The following is a 25,943-nucleotide window of genomic DNA, read 5'->3' on the forward strand; positions in this document are numbered from 1 at the left end:
GACTCCCCTTTTCCCTCTCATCTCCCTCTTCCCTTTTCTCTCTCCCTTCCATGAGCGGCCCCAAAGTCATCAATATCGAAGCCATCCGACGCCGTCAGAAGCGTGAAAGTCTGGCCCTGCTCCAGCGGCTCGAGCTCGCTCTCGCCGATTGCGATCGCTGGCAGCCGACGGAGTCCCAGACCTCCAGCGTGATGGACCGCCTCCGCCAGATGCAGGAGGCGGGACAATGGGAGCCTCTTATCCAGGAAGCGGGCAAACAGTGCAGCTTCTATGAGGAAGAGGCCCGTCGGCTGCGCCAGCTTCAGGTCACTGATCGGACGGCCAGCCTGCGTCGTGAGCATCGCCTCCAGCAGGGCCTGGCCCAGATGATCGCTCAGCTGCAACCCCTGCCCGTCACCCCAGAGCGGGACCGCATTCTTGGGCAACTCCGCAATGCGGATCCTGCGGCGCAGCAGAGCGCCTTGGGCGAGGCGTTGGACTTCATCGGACAGCACCAGCAGCATGAAAGCTCCAGCCGACTGCGCGAGCTCGCCGCCGGCCTCATGGATCCCGATGCCGATTCATCGAACTCGCCCCTTCCCCAGCTTCCCGCCGATCCCCAGGAGCTGCGTTTGGAAAAATGCTGGGCCCTCCTTGCCGAGCTCTCCGCCGTGGCGGACTCCGCGGACTCCCCCGAACTTCAAGACCTGACCGAAAAGGCCCGGCGTACCGCCGCCGCTCCTGCGGACCAGCAGGCGTTACTCCTCGATTCCCTGGCGCTGGAGCTGTCCTCCTACCTGCAAAACCGCCGGGCCGCCCTCGCCCTCCGCCAGGATCTGGCCCTGCTGCTCGCCGAGCTGGAGGAACTCCACTCGCCTGCCGTCGCCGACTGGAAGCAGCGCCTCACCGCCGCACTCGCCCTGTCAGCCTCCCCTCTGGGGGCCACCCGCGCCCTCGTTCAAGAAGCCCGGGCCTGGGTAGACCAGACCTTTGCCGAGGAAACCCGCCAGGAGCAACGCGCCGCCGTCCTCCGCGCCCTCAGCGCTGCCGGTTATGAAGTGCGCGAAGGCATGAGCGCCGCCTGGGTGGAACAGGGCCGCATCGTCCTCCGCAAGCCCGGCGACGCCGCCTACGGCGTGGAACTCAGCGCCCCCGCGCAAGGCAACGCGGTCCAATCCCGCGTCGTCGCCTTTAATGCCTCCGGCCGCGATCCCCTCCGCGACCGCGAAGTCGAGGAAACCTGGTGCAGCGAGTTCGAAAAAGCCCGCGATGTGCTGAGCGACGAAGGCTTCCAGGCAAGTTTAGTGCAGGCCCACCCAGCGGGAGCGATCCCGCTGAAGGCGGTGCCGAACCCGGCGGGTGAACAAGGACGGGACGTGCCGCGAAGAGAGGGATTGGGCGGTGCGGCCAGGGGGTGAAAAGGAACCTGCGAGCTTATACACGGAAGGGCGGCTGAGCCCAGTTTAAGGCACACGACTCGAAATCGTGCGTAGCCAAAAGCTACCGCGGGTTCGAATCCTTCCCCTTCAGCCATTGCTTCCCCTATGGGATCAAGATTGATGCGTTGATCGTCGACGTTGGAAGAGTCCCTAAAGATGAATGAGCCGCAGTATGCATCCCCCCATGCTTGCCTCATACAAAGAACAGCATGTGCCATAGAACAGCCGCTTTGAGTTCTTCCGTTTCAGGTTGCAGTTGTGGGAGCCTTCTCCCTGCGGACCCGAAACCAGATGGCATAAAGAGCGGGAAGGAAAGCGAGTGTCAACACTGTGCCTACAGCGGTCCCTCCGATCAACACATAAGCCATGGAGCCCCAGAACACGGAATGGGTGAGCGGAATAAAGGCCAGCACGGCAGCCAGTGCCGTCAGAATGACTGGTCGCGACCGCTGCACGGTGGCCTCGATAATTGCATGATGAAGATCCAGACCCTCCTCTTGGCAGGCATGAATCTGACCGATCAAAATGAGAGTGTTCCGCATCAATATTCCAGAAAGACCGATCAGACCAAGGATGGCGTTAAATCCGAATGGTTGCTGAAAAATCAGCAGCGCGGGAACCGCCCCGATGAGTCCAAGCGGCCCGGTGAGCATGACCATCCACATGGCTGAGAATGAGCGCACCTGGATGATGATGATGGCCAGCATAAACAGGATCATAACGGGGAAAAGTGGAGCCAGCGCTGAGTTGGCTTTCGATGCTTCCTCGATCGAGCCTGCCATCTCGATACGATAGTTTTCCGGTAGCGATGCTCGGAGCGCCGAAAGCTTTCCCCAAATTCGGGAGGAGACATCCGGTGGTTGGGAGCCTTCCACATTGTCACCTCTCGCAGTGATGGTGGGAATCCGGTCGCGCCGTTTGATGAGTGGATCTTCCGGTTGAATTTCGACCCGCCCGATCTGGCTCAAAGGGATCGGTTTTCCGTTCCGGTTCGTGAGGGCGAAATCTTCCAGTTTGGCAGAATCCAGTCGCTCCGGCCCAGCACTTCTTACCACCAGACTGACCGCACGAATATTCTCTCGAACCTGGGTGATCGTCTGACCGTTGAGAAGAAACTGCAACTGCTGGGCTGCTTCAGCAGGTGACAATCCAATAAGCTGCAATCGCTCTTGATCCAAAACGAAGTGCAAGGTGGGAGAGCGTTGCCCCCAGTCCACATTCACCGTACGCATGTCTGGATCATGGCGCATGATCTCTTCTACGCTGCTGCCAATTTCCCTCAGCCTTGCCGCATCAGGTCCCATGACCCGAAAAGCAACGGGAAACGGAGAATAGGGACCAAAAACCAACTGCGTCGCCCGAATCCTGGCTTCCGATGCCAAGCCATCGGCGGCAGCTTGGCGGAGACGCAATTTGAGCTTATCTCTTGCCTCCGCATTTTGCGTCAACACCACGATCTTTGCAAAGGAGGGATCGGGCAGTTCCGGATTGTAGGAGAAGAAAAAACGTGGTGCGCCCGCTCCGATATAGGAGGTCACGATTTCTGATTCGGGTTGCTCCGACAGCCAAAGTTCGATCTTCCTGGCCGCTGCGCTGGTCGTCTCGATACTGGTACCCAATGGAAGCTGAACCTCGACCAACAATTCCGGGCGGTCAGAGTTTGGGAAAAACTGCTTCTTCACCACGGCCATCCCCCCACCCGCCATCAGGAACGCAGCCACCGTAACTCCTGCGACGAGATATTTCCGCCTCACGCACCAGGTGACGAAACGGCGGAGACGCCGGTATCCGGGAGTGGAATAGATCCCGGCGTGGCCACCTTCGATGGGCTTGATGTCAGGGAGAAGTTTCACCCCCATATAAGGAGTGAAGACCACCGCTACGACCCATGAAACAATGAGGGAGAATCCAACAATCCAGAAGACGTTTCCGGCATATTCTCCGGCAGTTGAACGGGCAAAGCCAACAGGCAGAAAGCCGACGACGGTTACCAGAGTCCCGGCAAGCATTGGACCCGCGGTGTGGCTCCAGGCATAAGCCGCAGCCTGGATGCGATCCATTCCCTCTTCCATCTTTACCACCATGGATTCGATGGCGATGATGGCATCGTCCACCAAGAGTCCGAGCGAGATAATGAGCGCGCCCAGTGTGATTCGATCAAAAGCCCGATCCGTGATCATCATGATCACAAACACCGTGCCCAAGGTCAGCGGGATTGCCGCCACCACGACCATGCCAACTCTCCAACCCAAACTCAGCAAGCTGACCAGCATCACCACGGCGACGGCCATGGCGAACTTGACCATGAATTCGTTCACCGCCGAACTGATGTTGATGGCCTGATCGGTGATTTTTTTCAGGCTAACCCCCAACGGCAGGCTGGAGGAAATTCGGGCGCTTTCCTCCTGCAAAGCCTTGCCCAGGTCCAGCCCGTTCCAGCCTTCTTTCATCACGACACTCAACAACAGGGAGGATTCTCCATTGTGACGGATGACAAAGGTCGCCGGATCTTCGTAACCTCTCGTGACATTCGCGATATCCGATAGCTTGAAGCTTTGCTGTCCGGCCACAATCGGGGTATTGCGGATTGTATCAATGTCGGTGTAAGCCCCGTCGAGGCGGACGAACACCTGTGCGCCATCCGTATCAACCGATCCTGCAGGGGTCACCGCATTTTGCCGCGTGAGAGCAGAAAAGATGTCCGCTGGCGAGATGCCAAGGGTTGTCAGTCGCCGATAAGAAAACTCGACGAATATCCTCTCTTGTTGTTCGCCCACGATGTCCACCTTCTTGACTCCTGGCACATGCAGAAATTGCTGCCGGAGATCTTCAGCTACGCGGGTGAGTTTTCGAAGGGGAAAACCGGGAGCCTCCACCGAGTAGAGTGCGAAGGAAACGTCCGAATACTCATCGTTGACGAAAGGCCCGATCGCGCCTTGCGGCAATTTGCGCACCTCGTCCCCCAGTTTTTTTCTCGCCTGATAAAACTGATCGGCCACTTCCTTGGGCGGCGTTTTGTCAAGCAGTTGCAGCGTCATCAACGCCAGTCCCGGTCGCGTGGTGGTTTCCACCCTATCATACCAACGAAGTTCCTGGAGCCTTTTCTCCAACGGCTCCGCCACGAGATCCTGCATTTCCTGCGCGGTGGCTCCGGGCCACACGGCGCTAACCGTGAGAACTTTTACCGTGAAGGAGGGATCTTCCGCCCTCCCCAACTGAAGATAGGCATAGATGCCAGCGAATGCTGAAGCAAAGATGAAGAACAGGGTGATGGCGCGTTCCCGCACTGCCAGTGCGGAGAGATTAAAACTTCCCATATGCCTTCTCCTCTTTTGCTGGGTTAACGACTTGTCCGTCGTGCAGAAGATGCGCCCCCAGCGCCACCAACTTTTCCCCGACTTCAACTCCGCGCGACACGACGGCCTCTTCCTGTCCGATGGAGGCAATGTCCACGGCGCGGAACTTCACTTCCGATTTGTCGTCCACGATCCAGACGCCCGGCCCTGTTCCCCGATCATGCACCGCTCCGATGGGAACGCGGACAGACTCATTGCCAGCGGTGTTTTCGGTGAGTAATGTGACGGTGACGGTGACGGTCGAGCCGAGCGGCGTCGAAGCGGCATCACCTTCGAGCACGTAGCGGGCCTCAAAAGTTCGGCTTGCCGGATCAGCCGCTTCGGAAAGCTGGCGCAACTTGGCTTGATAGGCTTTATCCTGCCCGTACAGCCGCGCCGGGGCGGTCGTACCTATATCCGGCCTCACTCCCTCCGGCAGGTTGATCAAGGCTTCCCGCGGGCCATCATGCGCCAACTGGATCACCGTTTGCCCGGCAGACACGACCTGACCTGGTTCGCTTAGTGTGCGAACTATCACCCCATCGGCATCGGCAGATAACACGGCATACTCGCTGGAGTTATTGCTGACCCTAGCCTGAGCTTCCGCCGCTTCCAACTGTGCTTTGGTGCTCTCCAGCATCGCCCGGGCGTTATCATACTCCTGATGCGATACCGCATTGGATTTGACCAGGGCGGCATACCGCGTTTCATCTGCCTTGGCTTGCGTGTATCTGGCCCGGGCCGCCTCGACGTTTGCTTGTTGCGCGGCCAATGCGAGTTCCAGGTCCACGGCATCCAGCCGCATCAGAATCTGGCCTTTGCGAACGCGCTGTCCTACATCCACGAATCGCGCCAGGATTTTCCCTCCGACCCGAAAACCCAAATCGCTTTGCACCCGGGCTTCCACGACCCCGGTGAAGGTATTGCTTTTCGATCCAGCGGCTTCAACCTTAAAGACCTCCACGGTCGGAGACTGCAGGCGGGGATCTTTTGCGGCTGGCTTGGAGCAGCCAGCGACCATCAAGGCCATCGTCAGCACTCCCGCAGGAAGACCAATGGTCACCCATGAGACTGCGGGCGTAAACTTTGTAAGAGGCGTCAGCCCGATTAGTGTGTTCTTCATAAATTTTCGCGGTTCACGCATTCATAGCGTAGGACAAAAAACGCTGGTGCAACCAGCGTGGCGTGGCCCAGGTAAAGAGCACCATGGCCTTGTTGGACAAACCCGGCACCACACTCATGCGTCCCGCGGCAAGCGCGCGGATCCCGGAGCGCACCACGGCTGACGGCTGCATCATCAAAAGACGCAACGTGGGCGTGATCTTCATTTCAGCCGCCTGTGCGAATCCCGTGTCCGACATACCGGGACAGAGCACCGAGACGGTGACTCCATCGCGTTTGAGTTCGCGATGCAGCGCTTCACCCAAACGTAATACATAAGCTTTGGCGGCTGAATAGACGGCGAAATTCTGCACGCCCTGATAAGCCAACAGGCTGGCCACCAGTAGAATTTTCCCGCTTCCCCGAGCCCGCATGTCTTGAGCAAAGACGTGCGTGACGGCTGTCAGACTTGCAACATCCAACTGCACCATTGCCAACGCCGCGTCCAACTGAGCCCCCAAAAACGGACCTTGTAGTCCGTGTCCGGCATTGTTGATAAGAATATCGATCGCGATGTCCCGATCGCGAAGCCGCTGGTGTAGCTGGGTGACCGCCGCAATATCTGAGAGGTCCACCGGCTCCACAATGACCTCAACGCGATATTGCCGACCTAGCGCTTCTGCGAGACTTTGAAGCCTATCCAGCCGTCGGGCTACCAAGACCAACGAATGGCCTTTCGCGGCATATTGGCGGGCAAACTCCTCGCCGAAGCCACTCGATGCACCGGTAATTAGAACCCATGATTTTTCGGGTGTCGGTCGGTCGGTGTTTTTCATAGCAGTGTGTATATGCACATGTTGAAGCGACTCATCGCTTTAAATATTCGAGGCTTGAAAACTACTTGCTGAGGGCCTGCGCCGCCGTTTCAAGATCGGACAGGATGGCGGACCACCGCTGTTCACCCAGGATTTTGACCGCAGCCTTTTGGGCTGAGCGCCAGGCTGGCATGACCTCTTTGATTTTTTCCCGGCCTTTCGCTGTAATGAGGAGTTCCACCCGGCTGCCCCGCCCACCACCCACAATCTCCACCCAACCGTCCCGTTGCAATGGCCGAAGATTTCTCACCAAGGTAGTCCGGTCCATTCCAAGCCAACTGCTCAATTCCGCCATGCTCCAATTTTCCTTGGCATTCAATGCCTGCAAAATCGCCCCCTGCGTCGTGCGGATGCCGTGCCGCCGCATCTCAGCGTCAAAAAACTGGCTCGCCACCCGTGTCACCCGACTCAAGTTGAAACAGACACAGTTCGCCACAGACGACATATCCAATTGTTGGGACATGGTGTGTATATACACTTCCATCTGGAAGGCGTCAAGGCATTTTCAAAAGGACCTTTCAGGCAGGTCAAGCGCATGAGTGCAAAGATCATGGAAGCCGAAACCAGCCATGTTCCTTTCGTCACCAAGCCGAAGGAAGTGGCTGTAGTGATTAAGAAAGCGGCGCCCCACCTCCAAGCGGTGAAGTGACCTCACCTCGCAGAAACAGGCGGAACCTCAAGGGCGCCGCCTGTTTTTTTTGTGGTTTCAAACTCAGAGAATGAGTGACGCCCATTCGGCTGCACTCAATCCCGAGGGGTCGTTGCCTCGACGAGTATCCCGCGATAAACTGCTCCCTTGAGCCGGTGTTCCCGGGCTGCCTGATAGGCGGGGCTGTAATACCAAGCCTTGGCGGCCTCCATGCTGGGAAACTCCGCAATCACGACGCCTTCTGTCTTGTCGCCTTCCAGCACTTCATACGGCCCATAACCTGAGAGCACCTTCATGGGGTGCCCCTCAAGCGAGGCGGCCACCTTCTTCCAATAAATCTCCAGCTCGGCCTGGTCGAGAGTCTTTTCACGAGTGAAGACAACGTAGGCCGGTTTCGTGGCTTGGACCTTTTGCTCCGGGATCGGAGCAGTAGCTTTAACGGCTCCGGTGCGCGCTTCCTTCTCGGCAGAATCGCCGGCAGTCAAAGTCATGGCGGCGAGAACACTGGCGATAACAAGAAATGCATGTTTCATTTGTTTGTGGGTAGAGGATTGAAGAGTTTCCGGGGGGTGGATTCAGTTAAACTGGCTCCCAGCAGACGACTTCGATGTTGTAGCCGTCCGGATCAAAAACGTAGGCGGAGTAATAGTCGGGGCCATGGTCTGGAGTTAGCTCCGGCTCGCCGTTATCCTTCCCACCCGCCGCAATAGCCGCCTTGTAGAAGCTCTCCACTTGCTCCCTGGTGGGAACGCGAAATGCGATATGGCAGGGCGCAATCAATTCCTGGTTTTCCTGGATGAAGAAATCATGCCCCTGGCCTTCCACCCCAAATCCTACTCCTTTCGCTTTCGTGCTTCCTGAGGTGTATTCTGGCGTAGCGGAGTAACCCAAAGGAGCAAGAGCCTTTTGGTAGAATTCCTTGCTCTTATTGAGATCGCTGACAGTGATGATGATGTGGTCGATCATGAGATTCCCTGGTGAATGGTTCGGCTTTGATTCTGGCTTTTTTCTGCATATTGGCGGCGCACTTTTGCCCTAGGCTGTCGGCACCGTGCCTCCATCGATGACGAACTCAGTCCCAGTGATGGCTGAAGCCCGCGGCGACACGAGAAACGCAATAAGGTCGGCGACCTCTTTTGGCTTGGTCGGCCGTCCTAGAGGAATACCGCCGAGTGCGTCCATCACCATCTGCTTTCCTCCCTCGTAATCGGTGCCCGCACTGACCGCGAGGCGTTCTGCCAACGCGACGGCGGCTTCCGTCTCCACCCACCCTGGCGACACTCGAACAACGCGAATACCCTTGGGAGTGACTTCCTTTGAAAGGCTTTTACTGTAAGTCGAGAGCGCAGCCTTGGCCGCCGCATAAGCCGTCGTCGATTCCGGCAGCGGAAGCTCGCGCTGGATCGAGGTCACGTGGATGATGACTCCGGACCCCTGTTGGATCATCGGCGGCAGCAGCGCCCTGTCGAGGCGAACTGCGCTCATCAGGTTCAGATCAAGCTCATGTTGCCAGACATCATCATCAAGGCTGGCAAAACCGCCGCCCGGGGCGCTTGAGCCGCCAACGACGTTGACGAGAATGTCAATCCCGCCGAGGTGGCGAAGAGCCTCCTCAGCGACGGTGGCGCACCCCAGAGAAGTTGCCAAGTCAGCGGCGATGTAGCGCACACCAGCGGTCGGATTCTTTGGCAGTTCGCGTGCCGTGGTAACGATGCTAACACCAGCCTCATGCAGTGCTTGCACCACAGCGGCACCGACCCCTTTGGTTCCCCCAGTGACCAAGGCTCGACGCCCTTTGAGATGAAGATCGAAGTTGATGCCTGCAGGGGAAGCGGCAATGCCGGTTGGGGATGTGTCTGTTGATTGGCTCATAAAGTGACCGTCCTTTCTGGGGAGACAATAGACGTTTTCCATGGACTCTCAATGGTTGTAAGTCCACATTTCTAGTCCAATCGTCCATGTTCAATGGACTTTTAAATGATCTGAACCATACTTTCCCCCTATGGATGTTCTCGCTCATATGATGTCCCTCATGCGGACGAAGGGTTCGTTGTACGGTCGCCTTGAGCTCTCCGCCCCCTTTGGATTCCGGCTTCCCGCCGACGATGGGATTTGCATCATCGTCACGCGCGGTTCTTGCTTTCTTAGTGTCGATGACTCACCGCAGGTGTCTCTTGTTGGAGGGGATTTTGTCTTCCTCCCCACACCCAAGTATTACACCATTCGCAGCAGCCCGGAGGTATCGGTTCGCTCGATGCTTGAGGTCGCCTCACAGGAAGAGTTCCACCGTACACGATTGATCACTTTCGATGGGGGCCGGGGTCCATCGACTTCTATTGTTGCAGGTTGTTTTTCGTTGGCCTCGCCCGAAAGGAATTTACTGATCAAACACCTCCCCCCGATGGTCCACCTTCAAGGCTCGGGAAGTCATGCGACACCCTGGTTCCAATCCACCCTGCAATTCATTGCTTCAGAAGTCTCTCAAAACCTGCCAGGAGGAACCGCCATCGTGGATCGCCTTGCGGAAGTGCTCTTTGTTCAGGCGATGAGGTCCCGCATTGGCTCCTCATCCGCTGCGGATCATCCCAGCTGGCTGCATGCTTTGAATGACCCGCAGATCGGCGAAGCCATCCAACTGTTGCACGCAGAACCCGAGCGGCAGTGGACCGTGGAAGACCTGGCCCGCAGTGTCTCCATGTCCCGCTCTGCCTTTGCCGAACGGTTCCGCAGGCTGGTCGGGGAAACACCGCTGGACCATCTGACACAATGGCGGATGGTGAGAGCAGGCAGCATGATGAGAGCAACCCCACCGATGAAGCTGGCCGACATAGCACTAGCGACGGGGTACGAGTCGGAAAGCTCGTTCGGCAAAGCTTTCCGCCGTGTCATGGGAGTTTCGCCAGGCAAATACCGCTCCCATAACGCCGCTCTTCCTAAAGTGGAATCAAGTGGAAAGCGGACTTCGACCGGACGGCGGTGAGATATTGAAGGGTGTGGACCAGAGACAACAGCAAGTTGTAGATGAACTTGTCCAGAAGCCACAATGAGGGACGTCTGCACTCCAGGCATCAGCTTTTCGAACCGCTGCCCCCGTACCATCGATCTGCGACTCGTTGCAATTCTCCAATAGCTACCTCAAGCTCCCCGGTCTTTGGGGTAAGAGAATAGGTAACTTGAGGAGGAACAGTGGGCTCATAGTGTCTGGAAACAAGCCCCTCACCCTCCAACGTCCTGAGACGTTCCGTGAGTGTTTTTGTGGATACTGATCCCAGATGTCGCTTCAGCTCTCCAAATCTAGTCGGTCCATTACTGTGCAGCACATAGAGGATATTCATCGTCCAAACCCCCGAGAGGAGATCGAGAAGTTTGGGGAGGTGATCTTGTGATGTTTGAGGTTCAGACTTGGCCATTACTTTCCTTTTGCAAACTCGCTTCCTTTATTGTGCCTACTTTACAAAAGAAAGTAAAGGATTAAAATCCGATCGTTGCTTCAATCATGGCCAACAAAAGACACGAATGGCCAAAAAACAATCCACAACAAAAAGGAAACTACTATGAACCGACTAGAAGGTAAAATTGCAATTGTTACAGGTGCAGGTCGCGGCATCGGCCGTGCGACAGCCAAACTGTTTGCGGCTGAAGGCGCAAAGGTGGCAGTAGTATCACTTACTCCTGCCAATGTGAATGCGGTGGTCTCTGAAATCGAGGCTGCGGGAGGCACCGCGCTTGGCGTGGCATGCGATATCAGCGATGCCGATCAGATCAAGAAAGCTGTGGGCAAGGTCGTTGCTGCCTTCGGCGGAGTTGACATCCTGGTGAATAACGCCTTCGATCCGTCTGCCGTCTTCTCCTCGGTCATCGATATGTCAGTCGAGAAATTGCAACGTAATTTCGAAATGGGACCGATAGCCTACTTGCGTTTAATGCAAGCCTGCTACCCGCATTTGAAGGCTAGTGGGCAGGGGCGTGTCATCAATTTTGCATCGGCTGCCGGAGTCGTAGCCCTGTTGCCTTACACTCCCTACGCGATGGCCAAGGAAGCTGTTCGGGCGCTCACCAGGGCAGCGGCCCGCGAATGGGGTCCCGACAATATTACGGTAAACAACATGCTGCCCGTGGCGGACACATGGGGTGCAGCAGAATCAAATGCGCCGCCGCCTCCCAATGCGCTCTCACGCTTCGGCTCGCCTGAAGAGGACATTGCTCCTGTTGTTCTGTTTCTGGCGAGCAAGGATGCGCAGTTTGTGACGGGCTATAGCCTGGTCCCGGATGGCGGGATGATCATCGACAGTGCACGATGAGTCTCAGAGTGTGGGTGCGGAATCGGATTTCACCGTCGAAGAAGAAGCCATCGCCACCTGAGCACTGCGGGGCATCAAATGGTTTGCCCGCCTGCTTGCTCTCAGCCACGGCCTGCTGATCGCCGAGGAGAATGGGAAGACCTTGGGCATGACCCACGAACACATCGCCGAAACCTTCCGTAAATTCGGCCTCATGGCCGTGCGGCTCGGGCAAGGTAAAAGAACCGCCCCGGTTCTTGTTCCCCACATCACACAGCACCCCAAAGAGCCGGGACGGCTCTTCTATTCTCTCAACGCGGCGCCCGCCGGACATCGAAGCTATCCGACGCCGTAGCGTAATGGACCACCTCCGCCAGATGCAGGAGGCGGGACTATGAAAGCTACTCATCCATGAAGCGGGCAAACAGTGCAGCTTGTTGAAAGGATTAAAGGTAGCCCGTTACTTGACCAGAAGGCTTGATCGTCTTCGATCACTGTGGCCAATGGATCACTCGCCTTGAAAAGGCAAAATTACTCTTGTTTTCATTGATTGCTTCAATACAATCAGTTCAATGCACAAATGCAGATATTTTTATGAGAATGTCTAATTTGCTGCTTGCAACGGTCGCTGTATTAGTGGGATTTTCCCGTCTATCTTCCAACGCCCAAACGCTGGATGTGACCTTTGGTCCTCTTTACGGTGCCAATAGAGACACGGCACCCACCTTGCTCTTTGGAGACGATTATTTTTGGCTCTGCATGGACAATGGTGCCACGGCTCCAAGCGGCACTCAATCATACTTGATCTCGACTGAGATTCACGACTTGGGCGGATCCATGTGGGACAGCTTCGGTGAGGATTCGAGGAATTCAATCGCAACCTCCCTCATCAATATTTATGGCAACAATATTGACGCCATCCAGGCGGATCTGACTGGAGAAGGTGTCGCACGGGATTTTCAGCGTGCCGCCTGGGCCTTGATCCATAGCAGGGATATGGATCTCTGGACGGGCGCGCTCACCACAGACGGCCTCGAAAGCGTAAAATCGTGGTGGCACTCGGACCCGGGCGCGCATGCCCTGCTGGACACGGTTTTCATTGACACTGATGTTACGGGGCAAGTGTATTATGGCTCTCCTACCACGACTACGCAGCAACCGGTCATGTTTCTCTCCATTGATGCAGTTCCCGAACCGTCATCAGCATTGTTACTCTGTGGTGGTTTTCTAATCTTAGCCTTAAGACGTCGTCGGATTTCCTGACTGTCAGATGGGTGAGCTCGATGAGGAAACATGGTTCAGGACTGATGTTTCCGGGCGGTAAAATGAGGTGGGAGGCGCGACGCCGGGGTGTCTACCCGTGATCTGTCCGCCGCCGCCCGCCAGTGCAGAAACATTGCACCTACTGGCTACCGCTTCCGAGCGACGAGAAAAAGTATAGGGTTAAAGACGATCGAAATGGCTCATCGTCCTGGCAAATTCCAATTTTACTCAAGATTGTCTGGTAGCTTTGTCGGATGGGCGTTGGAGCGCGTTGTGAGGAAATCGTCGGATGATTCTGGACAAGTTTGAATTGTTGTCACTGCCGTGGCAACCCGGCGAAAGAAACCACGGCCATCGTTTTGGTGGTCTCACACTACAGACAAGCGGTCTCCAGCGCAGCACAGACGTTCCAATCAACATGCCGAGCGCGCCATGCTTTCTCACCTCAACCTCAAGTGCCTATTGCAGGGTGCAAGCATCGCGGAAACAAAGGCAGCGGAAGTCCAAGCCCCGGCGATCGGAGAGGTTGTAGGTGACCTGGCCATCGTATGCTATGACCTCTGGCAACGTCTGGCTTGTTGACGACTAGGGATACAAATCGCCGTGGCTCACCTTGCGAAACTTTACCTGCGTCGCGAGACCGGTGGCGGGATCCAGTTGCCGCAAGGCTTCCAGCATGGTTCGTTGACGCTGCTCCCCCGTGACGCGGAGTTCATGGCTCCGCGTTTGTTGCAGCGATTGACCAATGGTATAAATGCTGAAAACGCTGCCACGTGTGGTGATGAGACTGGCGATCCCGCGTAGGACGGCCTCGGATAACTCCCCTTGGTCGGCGACTCCGGCGATTTCTGCAATCTCGCCCGGCGAATCATAAGCTCCCGCATAACCGTAGTTTTTGCCAGCCGTGGCAAGTCGGCGGTGGTAGATGCTGGCAGCAATCTCCCGTGCAACCGTGGTGTTGAGTAGCCGGGCTGGATCCGTCTCTGAGGGGTTGGGCACTCCGGCCAACACAGCGATGAGCGGGAGATTCCGTTCCAGTACCGCTGCCAGTTGCGGGTGGCGTGTCTGGTCCGCATAGGGTTCCACTAGGCAGTTAACATTGACTCGCCCTGCAACGGCGGAATCGTTGGGCGCAAAGATGGGGCGTGCGGAGGCGGGAACCACGACGGGAGCGGAGAACAAGTCCATGAAAGCCCAGTCCGGCACCACGCTGGTGTCATGCCTGCTGGGTTGCAGCCGGAGGGTGCGGAAAGGCACGCCTCCGCGGGTGCTGTTACGGTCGGACTCGATACCCGTGTGAATGAAGCCCAGCTCTCCTGCGGAATAGACAATGCCAGCAGGGTTCTTCGCGTGCCCCTTGGGATAAGGCATGCGCAGGCCTGCATCGGTCACGTTACCGTCCTTGTTTGTGTCAAACTGCGGAGCACTGCTGGGAGGAAAATCCAGCGAGGCAGCGGCTTTGCCCAAGACATTGAGGGTGCGCCGGTTGACGCTTCCGAAAGTATGCGGCCCCGGAGTGATGGCTGCGCCGTTTTCATCCCGCGTCCAACTGCTGGCGACGCTGTTGACATTGTATTCCGTGACCTCATAGGATCTGATGTTCTCCTTGCTGACGGTGGGCGCATCCACCGTCATGGTGAATGGTTGACCGGCGGGTGCCAGTTCCAGACGACGGGCATTGTCAAACACAGAACCTGGATCAGGGACGCCTTCTGTCGCCACCTGACTCGCAGTTAACTTAGGGCCCAGTGCCAGCCCCAGACGCATCGGCATCGTGGCGGGACGATTTTTGATCTTGATCAGCGCCTTGAGATACGCCACCCGGTATTCCCCTGCCTTGATCACCGTACTGCCTCCGACGATCGTGGTGGGATGGCAGGGAATATACTTGCCGGTGAAGGGAGCAAAGGTCGCCGGTGAGAAGAACTCCCCCGGATCCTTCAGATAGTAGGAGTAGCCGACGGAAACCATTTTCCCATCCACATTGGCCAGATCGATCTCGTCCAACCCGCCGTGCTTGGGCAGGTGAATCTCGCAGTACAATTCACACGGCCAGTAAGTGGTGCCGCTGTTGATCACCGGGGTATCTCCCACCCAGGCGGACACTTCCGTGATGAAAAGGCTGCGGGTGCTGCCCTTGTAGATATTGGCTACATTGTTGCCCACATTGATGACATCCGGCACATGTGCGTTGGTGACAAAGGCACCCCGTGCGCCATAGCTGCCCGCCAGGTCGATGATAGCGCGTATGGGCTCCACCAGTTGCAGGGAGGATTCCGCGCTGCGCACGTATTCCACGATGTTGAGCGCGAGCTGCGCCAGTCGCAGTTCATTCGCGGCAGGATAGTATTTGGACTGAAGGCTGCTTCGCGCGCCGGAAGGTGGATCTGTCGTCATCGGCCAGTCCGTGCGCTGAAGATAAGTGATGAGCTTGCGGATGGTTTTGTCCAGCTTGACCCGATCAATATTCTCCTTCGAGGCCTGGCCTGGGTCGCTGTTGGCCACTTTGAGGATATCCAGAAAGTAAGGCACGCCATTCTTATCTTTCATGAGGGTGCCGTCAGGGTTGCGGGGCGCATATTTCTCCTGCGTGGTGAGGACGAAACGCGGCTCATTAAAGAACGTCGTGTCGGGATCGTGATTGTAGTGCGTGAGCTGAAACTTCGCGCTGGAGAGCGCCTTCGCAAAACCGCCGGGGGAATCTGTCAGATGATCCAGGCGACGCATCTCCGAGAGATCATTGAAGAAACGCCCGGCACCGCTGGTCAGGTCGGTATAGCGATGATTGGGAGTGATGGCGGCATGCAGGAAATCAGCCTTCAACCGCGCGTCTTCCGGCGTGAGTGCCGGATCGGCAGCGGTGAAGAGGCTGCCCAAATTCACTCCGCTGGGATGGGTGGGCAGGAAGGTGTTGTAGTTCGCCGCAGAAGCGCTGTCCCCTGGCGCGTTGCGTTTCCACGCGGTATTGATGTTGATCTTGCTGGACTCATCGTCGGCCCAGTAGGCGAATCGCCCGGTGATGGGGTTGGCGGCGTCCGTCAGATTCGGTTCCTCCGCATAGTCAAAGGAACCATCTTCGCGGACATAGACCCAACGGACTGGCAAGGCCATCGGTGTGGAGCCCGCAGTTACCTCGTCCGTGATAAGATGACTGCCGTCGTCATTGAGCGTGGCCACATTCAGGTTGGCGGGACGCAGGACAGCTTTGACGTCGGAGGTAGCATCCAGCAGGCGTGCGGAAGGCATGCCAGAATGCAGGTCGGTCTGGTTGACGAGTTTCGTGGGCTCGCCGGGATCCGCGGTGATCAGCGCGCCCGGGCGACTGGCCCAGGTGAGCGCGGGATTCGCAGTCAGATTGCGCAAGGTGGAAGTGACCATGTCCGTGCCCATCTGCGTGTAGAGCAAGGCCCGGCCGCGATCCTGGTGGGAACTGGACGACGCGGTTTCATTCCGCACAAGATTGGCAAACCCCAGCACCATGACCGTGATCAAGGCCAGGATGATGATGGTCATGATGAGGGCCGCTCCATCACGACGTGCCACCAGAGGAAAGTGCGTTGCAGGCTTCATGGGGAATTCTCCAAATAAACTTGGATCTGATACGGAACCGCACTGCGCAGCACTGGGAGCAGATCTTTCCTGGTCTCGGCCTTCGTCTTCAATGCCTCGATGAAAGCGGCGGCATTCAGCGTGCCCGGACTTTTCACCACCTCCATGACGGCCGCTTTTGTGCTTGCATCGAACCCCGCTGTCGCGCGGGAGTCAACGGTGACGATGGAAACCTCCACACAGAAGGGCAACACGGGCGCTTCATAGGCCGTGGTGACACCGTCCACCGTGCTGCTGTAGGGCGCCCTGGAATCATAGAGTCCGGCACCGCCGTTCTGCACGATGGGCTGGCCGTTCCGGTCCAGACACCGGACCCAGAACCCCACCACATCCTCTGCGAAGAGGCCCACCCATCCGTTTTGCACGGCAGGCGTCGCGGCATTGGTGATGCCCGCATTCATCCAGGAGCCTATCTTGTTCGCATCATAGATCAAATAGTCACTGCTGCCTGGATTGATGAACATGCGGCACAACATCGGCTTGTTACCATCCCAATGCACGAAGTAGCCCACCTGGGCCAGAGCACCCTGGCTGGTGTCTGTGGCCACGGGTGCCTGCCAGAACAACGCATGAGGATTTTTCAGGCCCCCGCTTAGCGAAGTGGGATTCAGGACAAACTGCAAGTCCGCCTTATCACTGAGCACGGCGCGATGCACAGGAAGCGCCGCCGAGCGAAGTTCCCGGCCGATGAAGTCCACAATGGCCCGGCCATGTTGCCGCCGTTCCGCACGGCTGTGACCGGTGCTCCACGTATCAGCCACCGCGCTGGCCACCTGCACCAGGGAAACGAGCAACAACGCCAGCACCGCGGTAGCCACCATGATCTCCACCAGGGTAAAGCCTTCTTTGCCCGCGCGGGTACGAGGACTTACTCTCCGCAAGTTAGATGTGTTCTTCTGTTCAATCATTGGCCAGTGTGGCTTGGAAAATACGGATCTCCCCTCCCAGCGTACCGACTGGCCAGTGAAACTTCATCTGCACCATATGACAGTGATCTCCCGGTGTCGGAGGATGCGCACCGCCCGGCCTGGTTGCTTCCACAGGAAGAGCCTTATGAGTGATCTCGCACTCATACACGGCATCCCGGGGATCTGCGGTAAAGGTCCCTTGATCGGTGAAGTACAAGAACCGGGCCCCGGTCGGCAAGGTGGTGGCATACGGCTCTTCCCGCAATCGACCCATGACCTGCGAGCTCATGGCCGGGAGCAGACTCGTCGCCGTGTTCTTTCTTTCGAAATCCAGCAACATCGGCAACAGGCCCATGACGGACATGATCGCCATGCTGGCCACTGCCAGGGCCAGGGCCACCTCCACCAGCGTGAAGCCCCGCCGCAGACTCTGTTTTGTTGGAAGCGTCATGGTCTTTCCACCTTGGTGCCTCCGGTCGCGCCGATCAGCGTGATCCGGTAGTAGTTCAGCGGTGACTGACCGCCTCCGGTATGTTTGTAAGTGGTCTGGCCGCCAGAGGTGGTCCCTTCCACAATCTGGAATCGGGCAGGTTCATTCGCGTTTTTCAGATTGCCGCCTGGCAGGAAAATCCTGGCCGCATACGTCCCGGCAGGCAGCATGGCATGCTGCTGAAAAGCCACCGGAGCGCCCGTCTGCCCGCCATTGAACGGAAATACTGCCGGGGAATGCTTGGCAAAGGTGTCCAGATTGTCTGCGGAGGCCGAGACATCCAGAGTGGTCCCGTCCGGGAAGAGTTCCCACTCCCTGGTCTGCTTCCACGGCCCGCCCGGAAGACACTCCAGCACGCAAAAGGCCCGGCCGTCTTCTGGCACGTCCAGATGGGTCAGCGCCACGACCGCCGTCAGGACATTCGCACTCATGGCTCGCTGACGTGCCGCATCGCACAGCTGCGTCAGTTTGTTGCCCGAGTCCGTCAGCGCCAGTCCGCGCAGCGTCCCGCCCAGTCCCGTGAAGGCCATGGCCAGGATCACCAGCATGACCGCCATCACCACCAGGATCTCCACCAGCGTGAAACCTGACCGGGAACTTGTGGTGCAAAGGCGGCTTGAGACCGGAAACGAATTCATGATGCAGATGGGTTTAGGAAACTGCGACACAGCATGCCGCAGCCCCCGTGATGGAGGGGGCAAGCCCCTTTTCCTAACGACGGCGGCGCAGGACGCAGCCAGTTAGTGCGAGGCTGAGCAGGAGAACCCGGGAAGGTTCCGGAACGGCGGAGGTGACGAAGCCGAGATCATCAATGCCCAAACGAAGGTCTCCAGTGGTCCCACCGAATGTGACTCTGACGCCACTGATGTAGCTGTTGGCGGGGGCGGTGTAAGAAAAGAACGTGTCATCCACGGCTTTGCCGATGGCGATGTTGTCGGTTTGTGTCGCCGCTGAGGTGGGAGAACCATTGAGGAGCCAGTCAATGGTGACGTCTTGCTGGATAAGGTTGCGTGACAGCAGGGTGAAACCTGCCGTGGTGATTGCCTCGCCAGGGATGCCGCCCGAGATCGCGCCGAAATCGAGCGTCCATGAGTAAACGGAAGTACTGGTGAGGGCGATGCCTTTATGGGTTAGATCCGGGGTGTTCCCTCCAGGTACATCGATTGAGTTGTCGAACCCAGAAATGGCCGTGAGACTCGAAAAGTTATGGATGTCGTAGGCGGCGTTGCTGGTGATGTTAAAGCTCTTGCCACTGCCATAGCTGATGATCATCGTCTCGGAGGCAGGGTTGTTGTCGTCGTCGCTGTTGCCCCCGTTGGGCCGGTCAAAGTTGATGACGCCTCCCCTGCCGGCCGTGAAGGCCGAGCTGACAGCGGTGCCGAAACTGCCAGAGCTCATGGCATTGCCGGGAGCCTGGCTGTCCACACTATTTGTCGCGAAAGCATTCTCGTCGTATCCTCCGCTCACGGCGAGCGTCACGGCCTCGGCATTGTAAGCCAGACTGGCAAAGGCGAGGAGAATGGCACCAGAGAGGAGTGATCTGTCCGGCTTGAGCGCTTTTAAGAATGTGAGGGCGGCTGTCATAAGAAAGTTTAATCGATTGGCTTGTTAACAAATCAGCATAAGCATCAAAAAACGACCCACGCCATCACCCCTGTCCCCTGTTTGAATCACTTCCGTTCGCCCCCACTGCCATGGCGCGCTGTGGATGCTGCAGGCACCCGTTTGACGATCCGTTCAAACCATTTAAACCCGTTCCGTTGCGAGCTTCTCCCCGCAAGGAGTGCAGGAGATGGCGATAGCTTTCGCGCAAGAACGTGATGTCCGTCTCGAACGCGAGGTGGGTAAAGCCGAGCGCATGCATCGCCGCCGCATCGTCAGACTGGCGCATGAGCAACCCACACACTTTGCCCGCGGACTTGGCAGCCTCAGCCACCTCACGCAAGCAGGCTGCGTAGTCGCGAGTCGCCTGCTGCGGATAGGAGCGAAGATTGAGCTGCAAGTCCATCGGACCGACAAAGAGCACATCCACCCCATCGACAGCGGCGATGGCGCGCGCGTTTTCCACGGCCTCAATGGTCTCGATCTGGGCAAAAAAGACGGGAGACGGCGCCTCGTTGTCGAGTCCGTATTGAAAGGCCCTCACCATTCTGGCGAGACCGCGGTCTCCGCGTGGTGGGTACTGCATCGCCCGCACGCACGCTTCTGCGGTCTCCGCCGTGGAGACCATCGGGACCATGATGCCAGCCGCCCCCCAGTCGAGGGCTCGCATGATCGTATCGGAACGCGGCGAGCCCACACGGACGATGCCTGCGCCACGCCGGATGGCTTGGAGTTGCGGCAGCACCGTCGCGTCAACGCCGCAGCCGTGTTCGAGGTCAATGAGCAACCAGTCGAAGCCGCTCGCATCCGCAAGTTCGGCGACGACGGATGACCCGGTTTGCAGCCAGGTACCGTATTGCGGGTGACGTTGGCGCAGAGTGCTGGTGTTCATAGGCAGTGGGATCGTATCGTAAAGTGGGTAAGAGAAGTGAAAGCGGCTGCAGGCTAGGCGAGCTCAGACCCAAGCAACCGGGTGAACGGATGCCCTTCGTTCTGGTCGATGCGCTCAGGCCGTCCTTTGTGATGGTAGATCAGCTGAGTGTGATCGATGCCCATCAGGTGGAGAATCGTGGCGTGAATGTCGTGGACATGAAGACGGTCCTTCACGGCATGCAGGCCGAGGTCGTCTGTGGCACCGTAGGTTTGCCCCGCTTTCACGCCGCCGCCCGCCATCCACATGGTGAAGCCGGTGGGATTGTGATCCCGGCCATCGCCTTGTTCGCTCATCGGTGTGCGACCGAATTCACCGCCCCATATGACCAGGGTCTCCTCCAGCATGCCGCGGGATTTCAGATCTGCCAGCAGGCCGGCGATGGGTTGGTCCACAGAATGGCTCAGTTGCGCGTGATTCTTTTCGATCTCCTTGTGACTGTCCCACTTGCTGCCAGCACCGCTGTAGAGCTGCACGAATCGCACGCCGTTTTCCACCAGGCGACGGGCAAGAAGGCAGTTGCGACCAAAGGTGGCCGTCGTCTTGTTGTCCATGCCGTAGAGCTTCTTCGTGGCGGCCGTCTCTTTGCTCAGATCGACGGCGTCGGGCGCTTCCGCCTGCATCTGATAGGCAAGCTCGAAACTCTTGATGCGGGCATCCAGCTCCGTGTTGCTAGCGCGGCTGGCATTGAAATCGCGGTTGAGTCCGCCAAGGAAATCAAGCCGGTCACGTTGGCGTTGACGATCGACCCCTTTCGGATTTTCGAGGTATCGGATCGGCGAACCGTCGGAGCTGAGCTCCACCCCCTGATAGACCGCCGGCATGAAGCCGCTGCCCCAGTTGCGCACGCCGTTGACGACGGTGGCCTCGCTGTCCTTGATCACGACGAAGGAAGGCAGATTCTGGTTTTCCGTGCCCAGTCCATAAGAAGCCCAGGCGCCAAGCGACGGACGCCCACCAAAGATGGAGCCGGTGTTCATCGAGCAGACGCCGCCAGCGTGGTTGATGCCGCTGGAGGCGCAGGAATGAATCACCGCAAGGTCATCCGCATGTTTGCCCACATGGCTGAACCAGTCGGAGACCCACAGCCCGCTTTGTCCATGCTGTTTCCACGCGCGTTTGCTCTCCAGCAGCGGTGATTTGCCTTCTCCCGCCGCCGTGAGCGGCGTGCCGAAGCTCGGAGGCAGTGTTTGACCAGCCAGTTGGTTCAGCAGTGGCTTGTAGTCAAAGGTGTCCAGGTGGCTGGGCCCGCCTTCCATGAAGAGGAAGATGACGCTCTTCGCCTTCGCAGCACGATGCGGCAGACGGCCTGACGAGGCCTGGGCCTGGCCGCCCATCAATGCGGCAAGCGCGACGGCACCGAAGCCGCCACCGGCTGTTTGCAGGAAGTCACGGCGCGAAGTGGGTAGATCATAGCGATGGCAGGACATGACGGTGTGGAGAGGATGGTTCGAGAGTTAAACTTAGTGAAGGTAGAAGAACTCGTTTGTGTTCAGCAAAGCGAGGCAGAGATCATTCATGGCCTGGCGGAAGGGATCGTTCTCATGAGCGGACTTGGTGTCAGCACCGCTCCAGGTGAAGGCGGCCCCCAGCGGATCCGGGGCGCGCCAGACGACGACGCCCTCTTTCCAGCCCCTGGCATCGACATTGAGCGTCCCGTCATGAAGATAACCCTCCACGATGCGCAAGGCCTCAATCTGGCCGTCCCACTGACGTGTCGGCGTGCGTTTGCTCAAGCCACCAAGTACAATCGGCGAGGCCCCCTGGCTGATCTTTGCAAGGCCGTCCAGAGGCACCACGGATGACCGCGCTGCCGCACCGGGTGTATCAAGATCCCGCACGGTGAAGGTGACCTGGCGGCGAGGCCCGGAAACACGCGCCACCAGGTGATGACGGCGGCCCGTCTCAAGGTAGATGTTTGAGGCCACCACTTGATAACCGATGTTCGAGTTCTCATCGTGACCCACGATCTGCATGAGCAGGTGACGCGGCTTGTAGCGCGATTTTTCGCCCGTCACGTCAATGCTCCAGCCGAAGGATTCCGGCCTGTCTTTGCCGCCATCCCATCGCGAAACAAGCGTACGCAACTCAGCCCCCTGGTCGATGCTGGCAAGGTTCACGATGGCCTCGACCGTGAAGTCGTCGCCTTCCTTCTCGCTGGTTTCCACCAGCACGCGTTCATGCGCGGTGTTCACTTTGAAGCCTGCCGTCGCAGGCTCACTTTCAGGCGCATCAGCCACCACTTGTGCGGCAGCTTCGACCCGTTTCTGCAAGAAACCCTCCGCCGCAACCCTCTCCTGATCCGTCGGCGCACGCCCCAATACCGCCCACCAGGCACCGTCGATGGTTTTAGCGCGGGAGGCTAGCTTGCTGGCGCGCGATAGCAGCCAGTCGCCATTGAGCAACTGCAGCGCTTGCGTCGGCGTCGTGGTGCTTTGGCGTTCCGAGGTGCTGGCAAAACCACCCGGCATGTCCAGCGCGCGCAGCAGCTCGTTCGGGCTGTTGCGCTTCTTCATCGTATAGACGGAGCGCCGCGTGCCGTTGCCGTCGCCAGCAGGACCGCCGGACTTCCCGTCAAGCTCGCCACTGACCGCCAGCAACGCATCCCGCACCTGTTCCGCATCCAGACGACGCGGATGGAAGCGCCACAAGTAGCGGTTCGAGGGATCAATCTGCGCCGTCGCTTCATCAGGCTCACGACGCGCGGTTTGCCGGTACGTGGCGGAAAGCAGGATCTCACGATGCAAGGCCTTGAGCCGCCAGCCACCGGACACGAATTTCGCGGTGAGATAGTCGAGCAGCTCAGGATGAGTCGGTGCCTCGCCCAGCTTGCCCAATTCACTGGCCGTCCCCACGATGCCGCGACCGAAATGATACTGCCACACGCGATTCACGATGACCCGCGTGGAGAGCTGGTTGTCGGGGCGTGTGATCCAGTCCGCCAGCGCTTTGCGGCGTCCGGTGGAGGTCGCGGTGGCAGTGATCTGCGGCGGGCTGGCATCCACAATGGTGAGGAAGCCAGGCGGCACGTCTTGCTCGCCTTTGCGGGTCTTCAAGGGATTGGCGGGCGCATTGGGGCCCGCGTCCGTGACGACAAACGCGTCCAGCAGCGGCTTCGGCTTCAGGTGGTCATACTGCTTCAAGCTCTCACGCAGTTTCTTGTATTCCTCCTTTTTCTCCGCCGACTTGAGATAGGAGTCCGCGTTGAAGGTACTGCGTGCATACTCAAGTTGGCGGTCGCACAGACCGGCCAGTTGTTTTTCCAGTTCGTCTCTCTCAGCCACGGGCTTGTGCGTCATGGCCTGCAGATCCTCAGGGAAACTGACGCGCCAGCGCTCCACCGCCTCATCCACGCCCGGCTTGGTGAGCTTTTCCAGTTGGGCTCGGATCCCGGCAGTGGCTTCTTCCCACTTGGCCTGCTGCTCATCATAAGCCTGCCTGACCGCCGCAGGCACCAGCTTAAGGTCATCACGCCAGTGCACCGGCGTCAGGAAGGCCCGCAGCGCGTAGTAGTCCTTCTGTAGGATGGGATCAAACTTGTGATTGTGGCAGCGCGCACAGCCCATGCTCAGGCCGAGAAAAAGCTCCCCGGTCGTATCCGTCATGTCCGTCAGAATGACCTCCCACTGACCGCGCACATCCCGCAGGTTGTACTCATACATGGGATGGCGCAGGAATGCTGTGGCGATGAGGACCTGCGGATCCTCGGGCGCTATTTCATCGCCCGCGATCTGCTCACGCACAAACTGGTCGTAGGGCTTGTCTTCGTTGAGCGAGTTGATGACATAGTCACGATAGGGCCAGACCGACGGGCGGTAGAAGTCCACGTTGTATCCATCGCTCTCTGCATAGCGCACGAGATCCAGCCAGTGCTGGGCCCAGCGCTCACCATAGCGCGAGCTGGCGAGCAGCGTGTCCACCAGCGTTTCATACGCCCTCGGATCATTGTCCTGCACAAAGGCTTCTGTCTGCTCCTTCGTGGGCGGCAGGCCGTGCAGGTCAAACGTCAAACGGCGCACCAGTTCCCGGCGGTCCGCTTCCGGTGCCGGGGCCAGCTTCATCTCCCCGTGCTTTTCCGCGATGAAGCGGTCAATCTCATTGCGCGCCCAGTTGCCGCCTGCGTCCGGCGGCGTCACCTTTGCCACGGGCTTGAAGAACCAATAATCCCGCTGCTCCTGCGTGAAACCGCCCTCGGTGATCACCACCTTCTTCGCGGCATCCTCGGGCCACGGGGCACCCATCTTGATCCACTTTTCCAGAATCGCGATCTCCGCATCCGGCATCTTCTCCTTGGGCGGCATCTGGAAGTCCGGGTTCGAGAAACGCACCGCTTCCATGAGGGCGGATTTCTCCGGCTTCCCGGCTACCAACGCCGGTCCGGTATCCCCGCCCGTCTTCAGGTACCCGATATGGTCCACCCGCAGACCGCCCTTCTGTTTCTTCTCACTGTGGCAGTCATAGCATCGTGAAACCAAAATGGGCCGCACTTCCTTTTCAAAGAAGGTCATCGCCGCACGTTGCAAGTCGTCCGTCGCCACAGCCGGGGATGCGGCAGAAACGAGCAACAAAAGGAGAAGAGATATACCTGGGCGTCTCATCACAGAAAAAAACAGACAGTCGGCCGGCACCAGATGCGGTGCCCGGCCATGCATGGGGGTTGCCGGGTCAGACTTATGAGGAGGCGCGCGACGCCCTTTTCATCTTCGCCAGGTTGCCTCTACGAGGAGCGGAGCCGGCTGCGGGAGGGTGTTCCGTCGTCTCGGTGACGGACCATTCCAGCGAGCCGATGATATGCTGCGACATGACTTTGGCTGCCGCCTCCGGCTTGCGACCAGCGAGTGTCTCCAGCACCTTCCAGTGCCCCGCCACCGTGAAGCGGCGGAGGTCGTGCGCCGTGTTGATCTGCAGGCGGTGAATGTAGGTCAGAGCCATTTCGAACTGCCAGCGGATGTATTGCCAAAGCACCACCAGCCGTTCATTGCCGCTGCGTTTCATGATGTATTCATGCATGGCAATATCCAGCAGGCTGAACTCTTCGTCCGTCGTGGCCGCCTCCTGCTCGGCGATGAATTGCTGCACTCGGAGGGTGTGTTCCGGTGTCCAGTGAGTCGCGGCGAGCCGGGCCCCCATCGACTCCAGGGCGATCCGGGTTTCCACAATCTCCGCCAGATCCTTTTCCTCCAACGTTCTCACGCGCGTTCTCCCCGTCGTCTCGAACTGTACCAGCCCGGCACGCTCCAGCTCGATGATGGCCTCACGCACCGGCGCGCGACTGACCCCAAATCGCTTGGCCAGCACCGGTTCCGCGAGGGCTTCACCAGGATTGATCACGCCGGAGATGATGTCGCTCCGCAGCACAGACACGATCTCATTGGCCAGATTGCGGCGGGGATGAGGCAGATTTTGGGTCATGGGGGTCATTAAGTGTCGACACTATAAATACAAAGTGACGCAAAGTGTCGACACTTTTTTGGTGGAAAGG

22 protein-coding genes are annotated in these 25,943 nt (G+C 58.3%); 6 read left to right on the plus strand and 16 right to left on the minus strand.

Going from position 1 to position 25,943, the window contains the following annotated elements:
- Positions 1 to 50: 50 nt before the first annotated feature.
- On the plus strand, positions 51 to 1,397 hold the full coding sequence (locus tag BV106_RS26240; RefSeq protein WP_038169693.1) for a hypothetical protein: 1,347 nt from the start codon (positions 51 to 53) through the stop codon (positions 1,395 to 1,397).
- Between the two features lie 266 nt (positions 1,398 to 1,663).
- Here BV106_RS26240 and BV106_RS26250 read toward each other — a convergent pair whose 3' ends face one another.
- From BV106_RS26250 to BV106_RS26260, 3 genes are read right to left on the minus strand one after another with little or no spacing between them, the layout of a single operon-like run.
- Entirely contained in the window at positions 1,664 to 4,735 is a 3,072-nt protein-coding gene (locus tag BV106_RS26250) for an efflux RND transporter permease subunit (protein WP_038169695.1), read from the minus strand.
- Positions 4,722 to 5,876, minus strand: coding sequence for an efflux RND transporter periplasmic adaptor subunit (locus tag BV106_RS26255; RefSeq protein ID WP_081892295.1), 1,155 nt, complete (start codon positions 5,874 to 5,876; stop codon positions 4,722 to 4,724). The genes BV106_RS26250 and BV106_RS26255 overlap by 14 nt, the downstream gene beginning before the upstream one ends.
- Before the next feature lie 13 nt (positions 5,877 to 5,889).
- A complete protein-coding gene (locus BV106_RS26260) occupies positions 5,890 to 6,690 on the minus strand; it encodes an SDR family oxidoreductase (protein WP_038169698.1) in 801 nt (266 codons plus the stop codon).
- Between the two features lie 265 nt (positions 6,691 to 6,955).
- Between BV106_RS26260 and BV106_RS38875 the strand changes: the two genes are divergently transcribed.
- Positions 6,956 to 7,378 carry a hypothetical protein gene (locus BV106_RS38875; RefSeq protein WP_265596082.1) on the plus strand — a complete coding sequence of 141 codons (423 nt, stop codon included), beginning with the start codon at positions 6,956 to 6,958 and terminating at the stop codon, positions 7,376 to 7,378.
- A gap of 95 nt (positions 7,379 to 7,473) precedes the next feature.
- Here the strand turns inward: BV106_RS38875 and BV106_RS26270 are convergent, their stop codons facing one another.
- The 3 genes from BV106_RS26270 to BV106_RS26280 form a co-directional block, all read right to left on the minus strand.
- Positions 7,474 to 7,800, minus strand: a complete 327-nt coding sequence (locus BV106_RS26270; RefSeq protein ID WP_038169760.1) for a DUF1330 domain-containing protein — start codon at positions 7,798 to 7,800, stop codon at positions 7,474 to 7,476.
- Between the two features lie 157 nt (positions 7,801 to 7,957).
- Positions 7,958 to 8,344, minus strand: a complete 387-nt coding sequence (locus tag BV106_RS26275) for a VOC family protein (RefSeq protein WP_038169699.1) — start codon at positions 8,342 to 8,344, stop codon at positions 7,958 to 7,960.
- A gap of 69 nt (positions 8,345 to 8,413) precedes the next feature.
- Positions 8,414 to 9,196 (minus strand): SDR family oxidoreductase, encoded by a 783-nt coding sequence (locus tag BV106_RS26280; protein WP_038169763.1) that lies wholly within the window; start codon positions 9,194 to 9,196, stop codon positions 8,414 to 8,416.
- 184 nt (positions 9,197 to 9,380) lie between these two features.
- On the opposite strand from BV106_RS26280, the gene BV106_RS26285 reads away from it, so the two are divergent.
- On the plus strand, positions 9,381 to 10,358 hold the full coding sequence (locus BV106_RS26285) for a cupin domain-containing protein (protein ID WP_051946358.1): 978 nt from the start codon (positions 9,381 to 9,383) through the stop codon (positions 10,356 to 10,358).
- An 88-nt stretch (positions 10,359 to 10,446) separates the two neighbouring features.
- Here BV106_RS26285 and BV106_RS39295 read toward each other — a convergent pair whose 3' ends face one another.
- Positions 10,447 to 10,788 carry a helix-turn-helix domain-containing protein gene (locus BV106_RS39295; RefSeq protein ID WP_081887808.1) on the minus strand — a complete coding sequence of 114 codons (342 nt, stop codon included), beginning with the start codon at positions 10,786 to 10,788 and terminating at the stop codon, positions 10,447 to 10,449.
- 144 nt (positions 10,789 to 10,932) lie between these two features.
- Between BV106_RS39295 and BV106_RS26290 the strand changes: the two genes are divergently transcribed.
- From BV106_RS26290 to BV106_RS26300, 3 genes are all read left to right on the plus strand, one after another.
- Positions 10,933 to 11,679, plus strand: coding sequence for an SDR family oxidoreductase (locus BV106_RS26290; RefSeq protein ID WP_038169701.1), 747 nt, complete (start codon positions 10,933 to 10,935; stop codon positions 11,677 to 11,679).
- A gap of 148 nt (positions 11,680 to 11,827) precedes the next feature.
- Positions 11,828 to 12,013, plus strand: coding sequence for a hypothetical protein (locus BV106_RS38880; RefSeq protein WP_265596084.1), 186 nt, complete (start codon positions 11,828 to 11,830; stop codon positions 12,011 to 12,013).
- Between the two features lie 122 nt (positions 12,014 to 12,135).
- Positions 12,136 to 12,921, plus strand: coding sequence for a PEP-CTERM sorting domain-containing protein (locus BV106_RS26300; RefSeq protein ID WP_265596085.1), 786 nt, complete (start codon positions 12,136 to 12,138; stop codon positions 12,919 to 12,921).
- Positions 12,922 to 13,506: 585 nt separating this feature from the next.
- On the opposite strand, the gene BV106_RS26305 is transcribed toward BV106_RS26300, so the two are convergent.
- The 9 genes from BV106_RS26305 to BV106_RS26345 all read right to left on the minus strand — a co-directional run bounded on the left by BV106_RS26305 (position 13,507) and on the right by BV106_RS26345 (position 25,873).
- Complete coding sequence (locus BV106_RS26305; RefSeq protein WP_038169707.1) at positions 13,507 to 16,491, minus strand: hypothetical protein; 2,985 nt, start codon at positions 16,489 to 16,491, stop codon at positions 13,507 to 13,509.
- Positions 16,488 to 17,438, minus strand: coding sequence for a prepilin-type N-terminal cleavage/methylation domain-containing protein (locus BV106_RS26310; protein WP_038169710.1), 951 nt, complete (start codon positions 17,436 to 17,438; stop codon positions 16,488 to 16,490). Before BV106_RS26310 ends, BV106_RS26305 begins: the two co-directional genes overlap by 4 nt.
- Entirely contained in the window at positions 17,431 to 17,889 is a 459-nt protein-coding gene (locus tag BV106_RS26315) for a prepilin-type N-terminal cleavage/methylation domain-containing protein (RefSeq protein WP_038169711.1), read from the minus strand. Before BV106_RS26315 ends, BV106_RS26310 begins: the two co-directional genes overlap by 8 nt.
- Complete coding sequence (locus BV106_RS26320; RefSeq protein WP_038169714.1) at positions 17,886 to 18,566, minus strand: type II secretion system protein; 681 nt, start codon at positions 18,564 to 18,566, stop codon at positions 17,886 to 17,888. The genes BV106_RS26315 and BV106_RS26320 overlap by 4 nt, the downstream gene beginning before the upstream one ends.
- Positions 18,567 to 18,639: 73 nt before the next feature.
- On the minus strand, positions 18,640 to 19,512 hold the full coding sequence (locus tag BV106_RS26325) for a PEP-CTERM sorting domain-containing protein (protein WP_038169716.1): 873 nt from the start codon (positions 19,510 to 19,512) through the stop codon (positions 18,640 to 18,642).
- A 64-nt stretch (positions 19,513 to 19,576) separates the two neighbouring features.
- Positions 19,577 to 20,422, minus strand: a complete 846-nt coding sequence (locus BV106_RS26330) for an aldolase/citrate lyase family protein (RefSeq protein WP_051946359.1) — start codon at positions 20,420 to 20,422, stop codon at positions 19,577 to 19,579.
- A gap of 53 nt (positions 20,423 to 20,475) precedes the next feature.
- A complete protein-coding gene (locus tag BV106_RS26335; protein WP_038169718.1) occupies positions 20,476 to 21,891 on the minus strand; it encodes a DUF1501 domain-containing protein in 1,416 nt (471 codons plus the stop codon).
- Between the two features lie 33 nt (positions 21,892 to 21,924).
- On the minus strand, positions 21,925 to 25,029 hold the full coding sequence (locus BV106_RS26340) for a PSD1 and planctomycete cytochrome C domain-containing protein (RefSeq protein WP_265596086.1): 3,105 nt from the start codon (positions 25,027 to 25,029) through the stop codon (positions 21,925 to 21,927).
- Positions 25,030 to 25,132: 103 nt separating this feature from the next.
- Entirely contained in the window at positions 25,133 to 25,873 is a 741-nt protein-coding gene (locus BV106_RS26345) for a GntR family transcriptional regulator (protein ID WP_051946363.1), read from the minus strand.
- Between the last annotated feature and the right edge of the window lie 70 nt (positions 25,874 to 25,943).

It is taken from the genome of Verrucomicrobium sp. BvORR106 (assembly GCF_000739655.1).
GTDB lineage: Bacteria > Verrucomicrobiota > Verrucomicrobiia > Verrucomicrobiales > Verrucomicrobiaceae > Verrucomicrobium.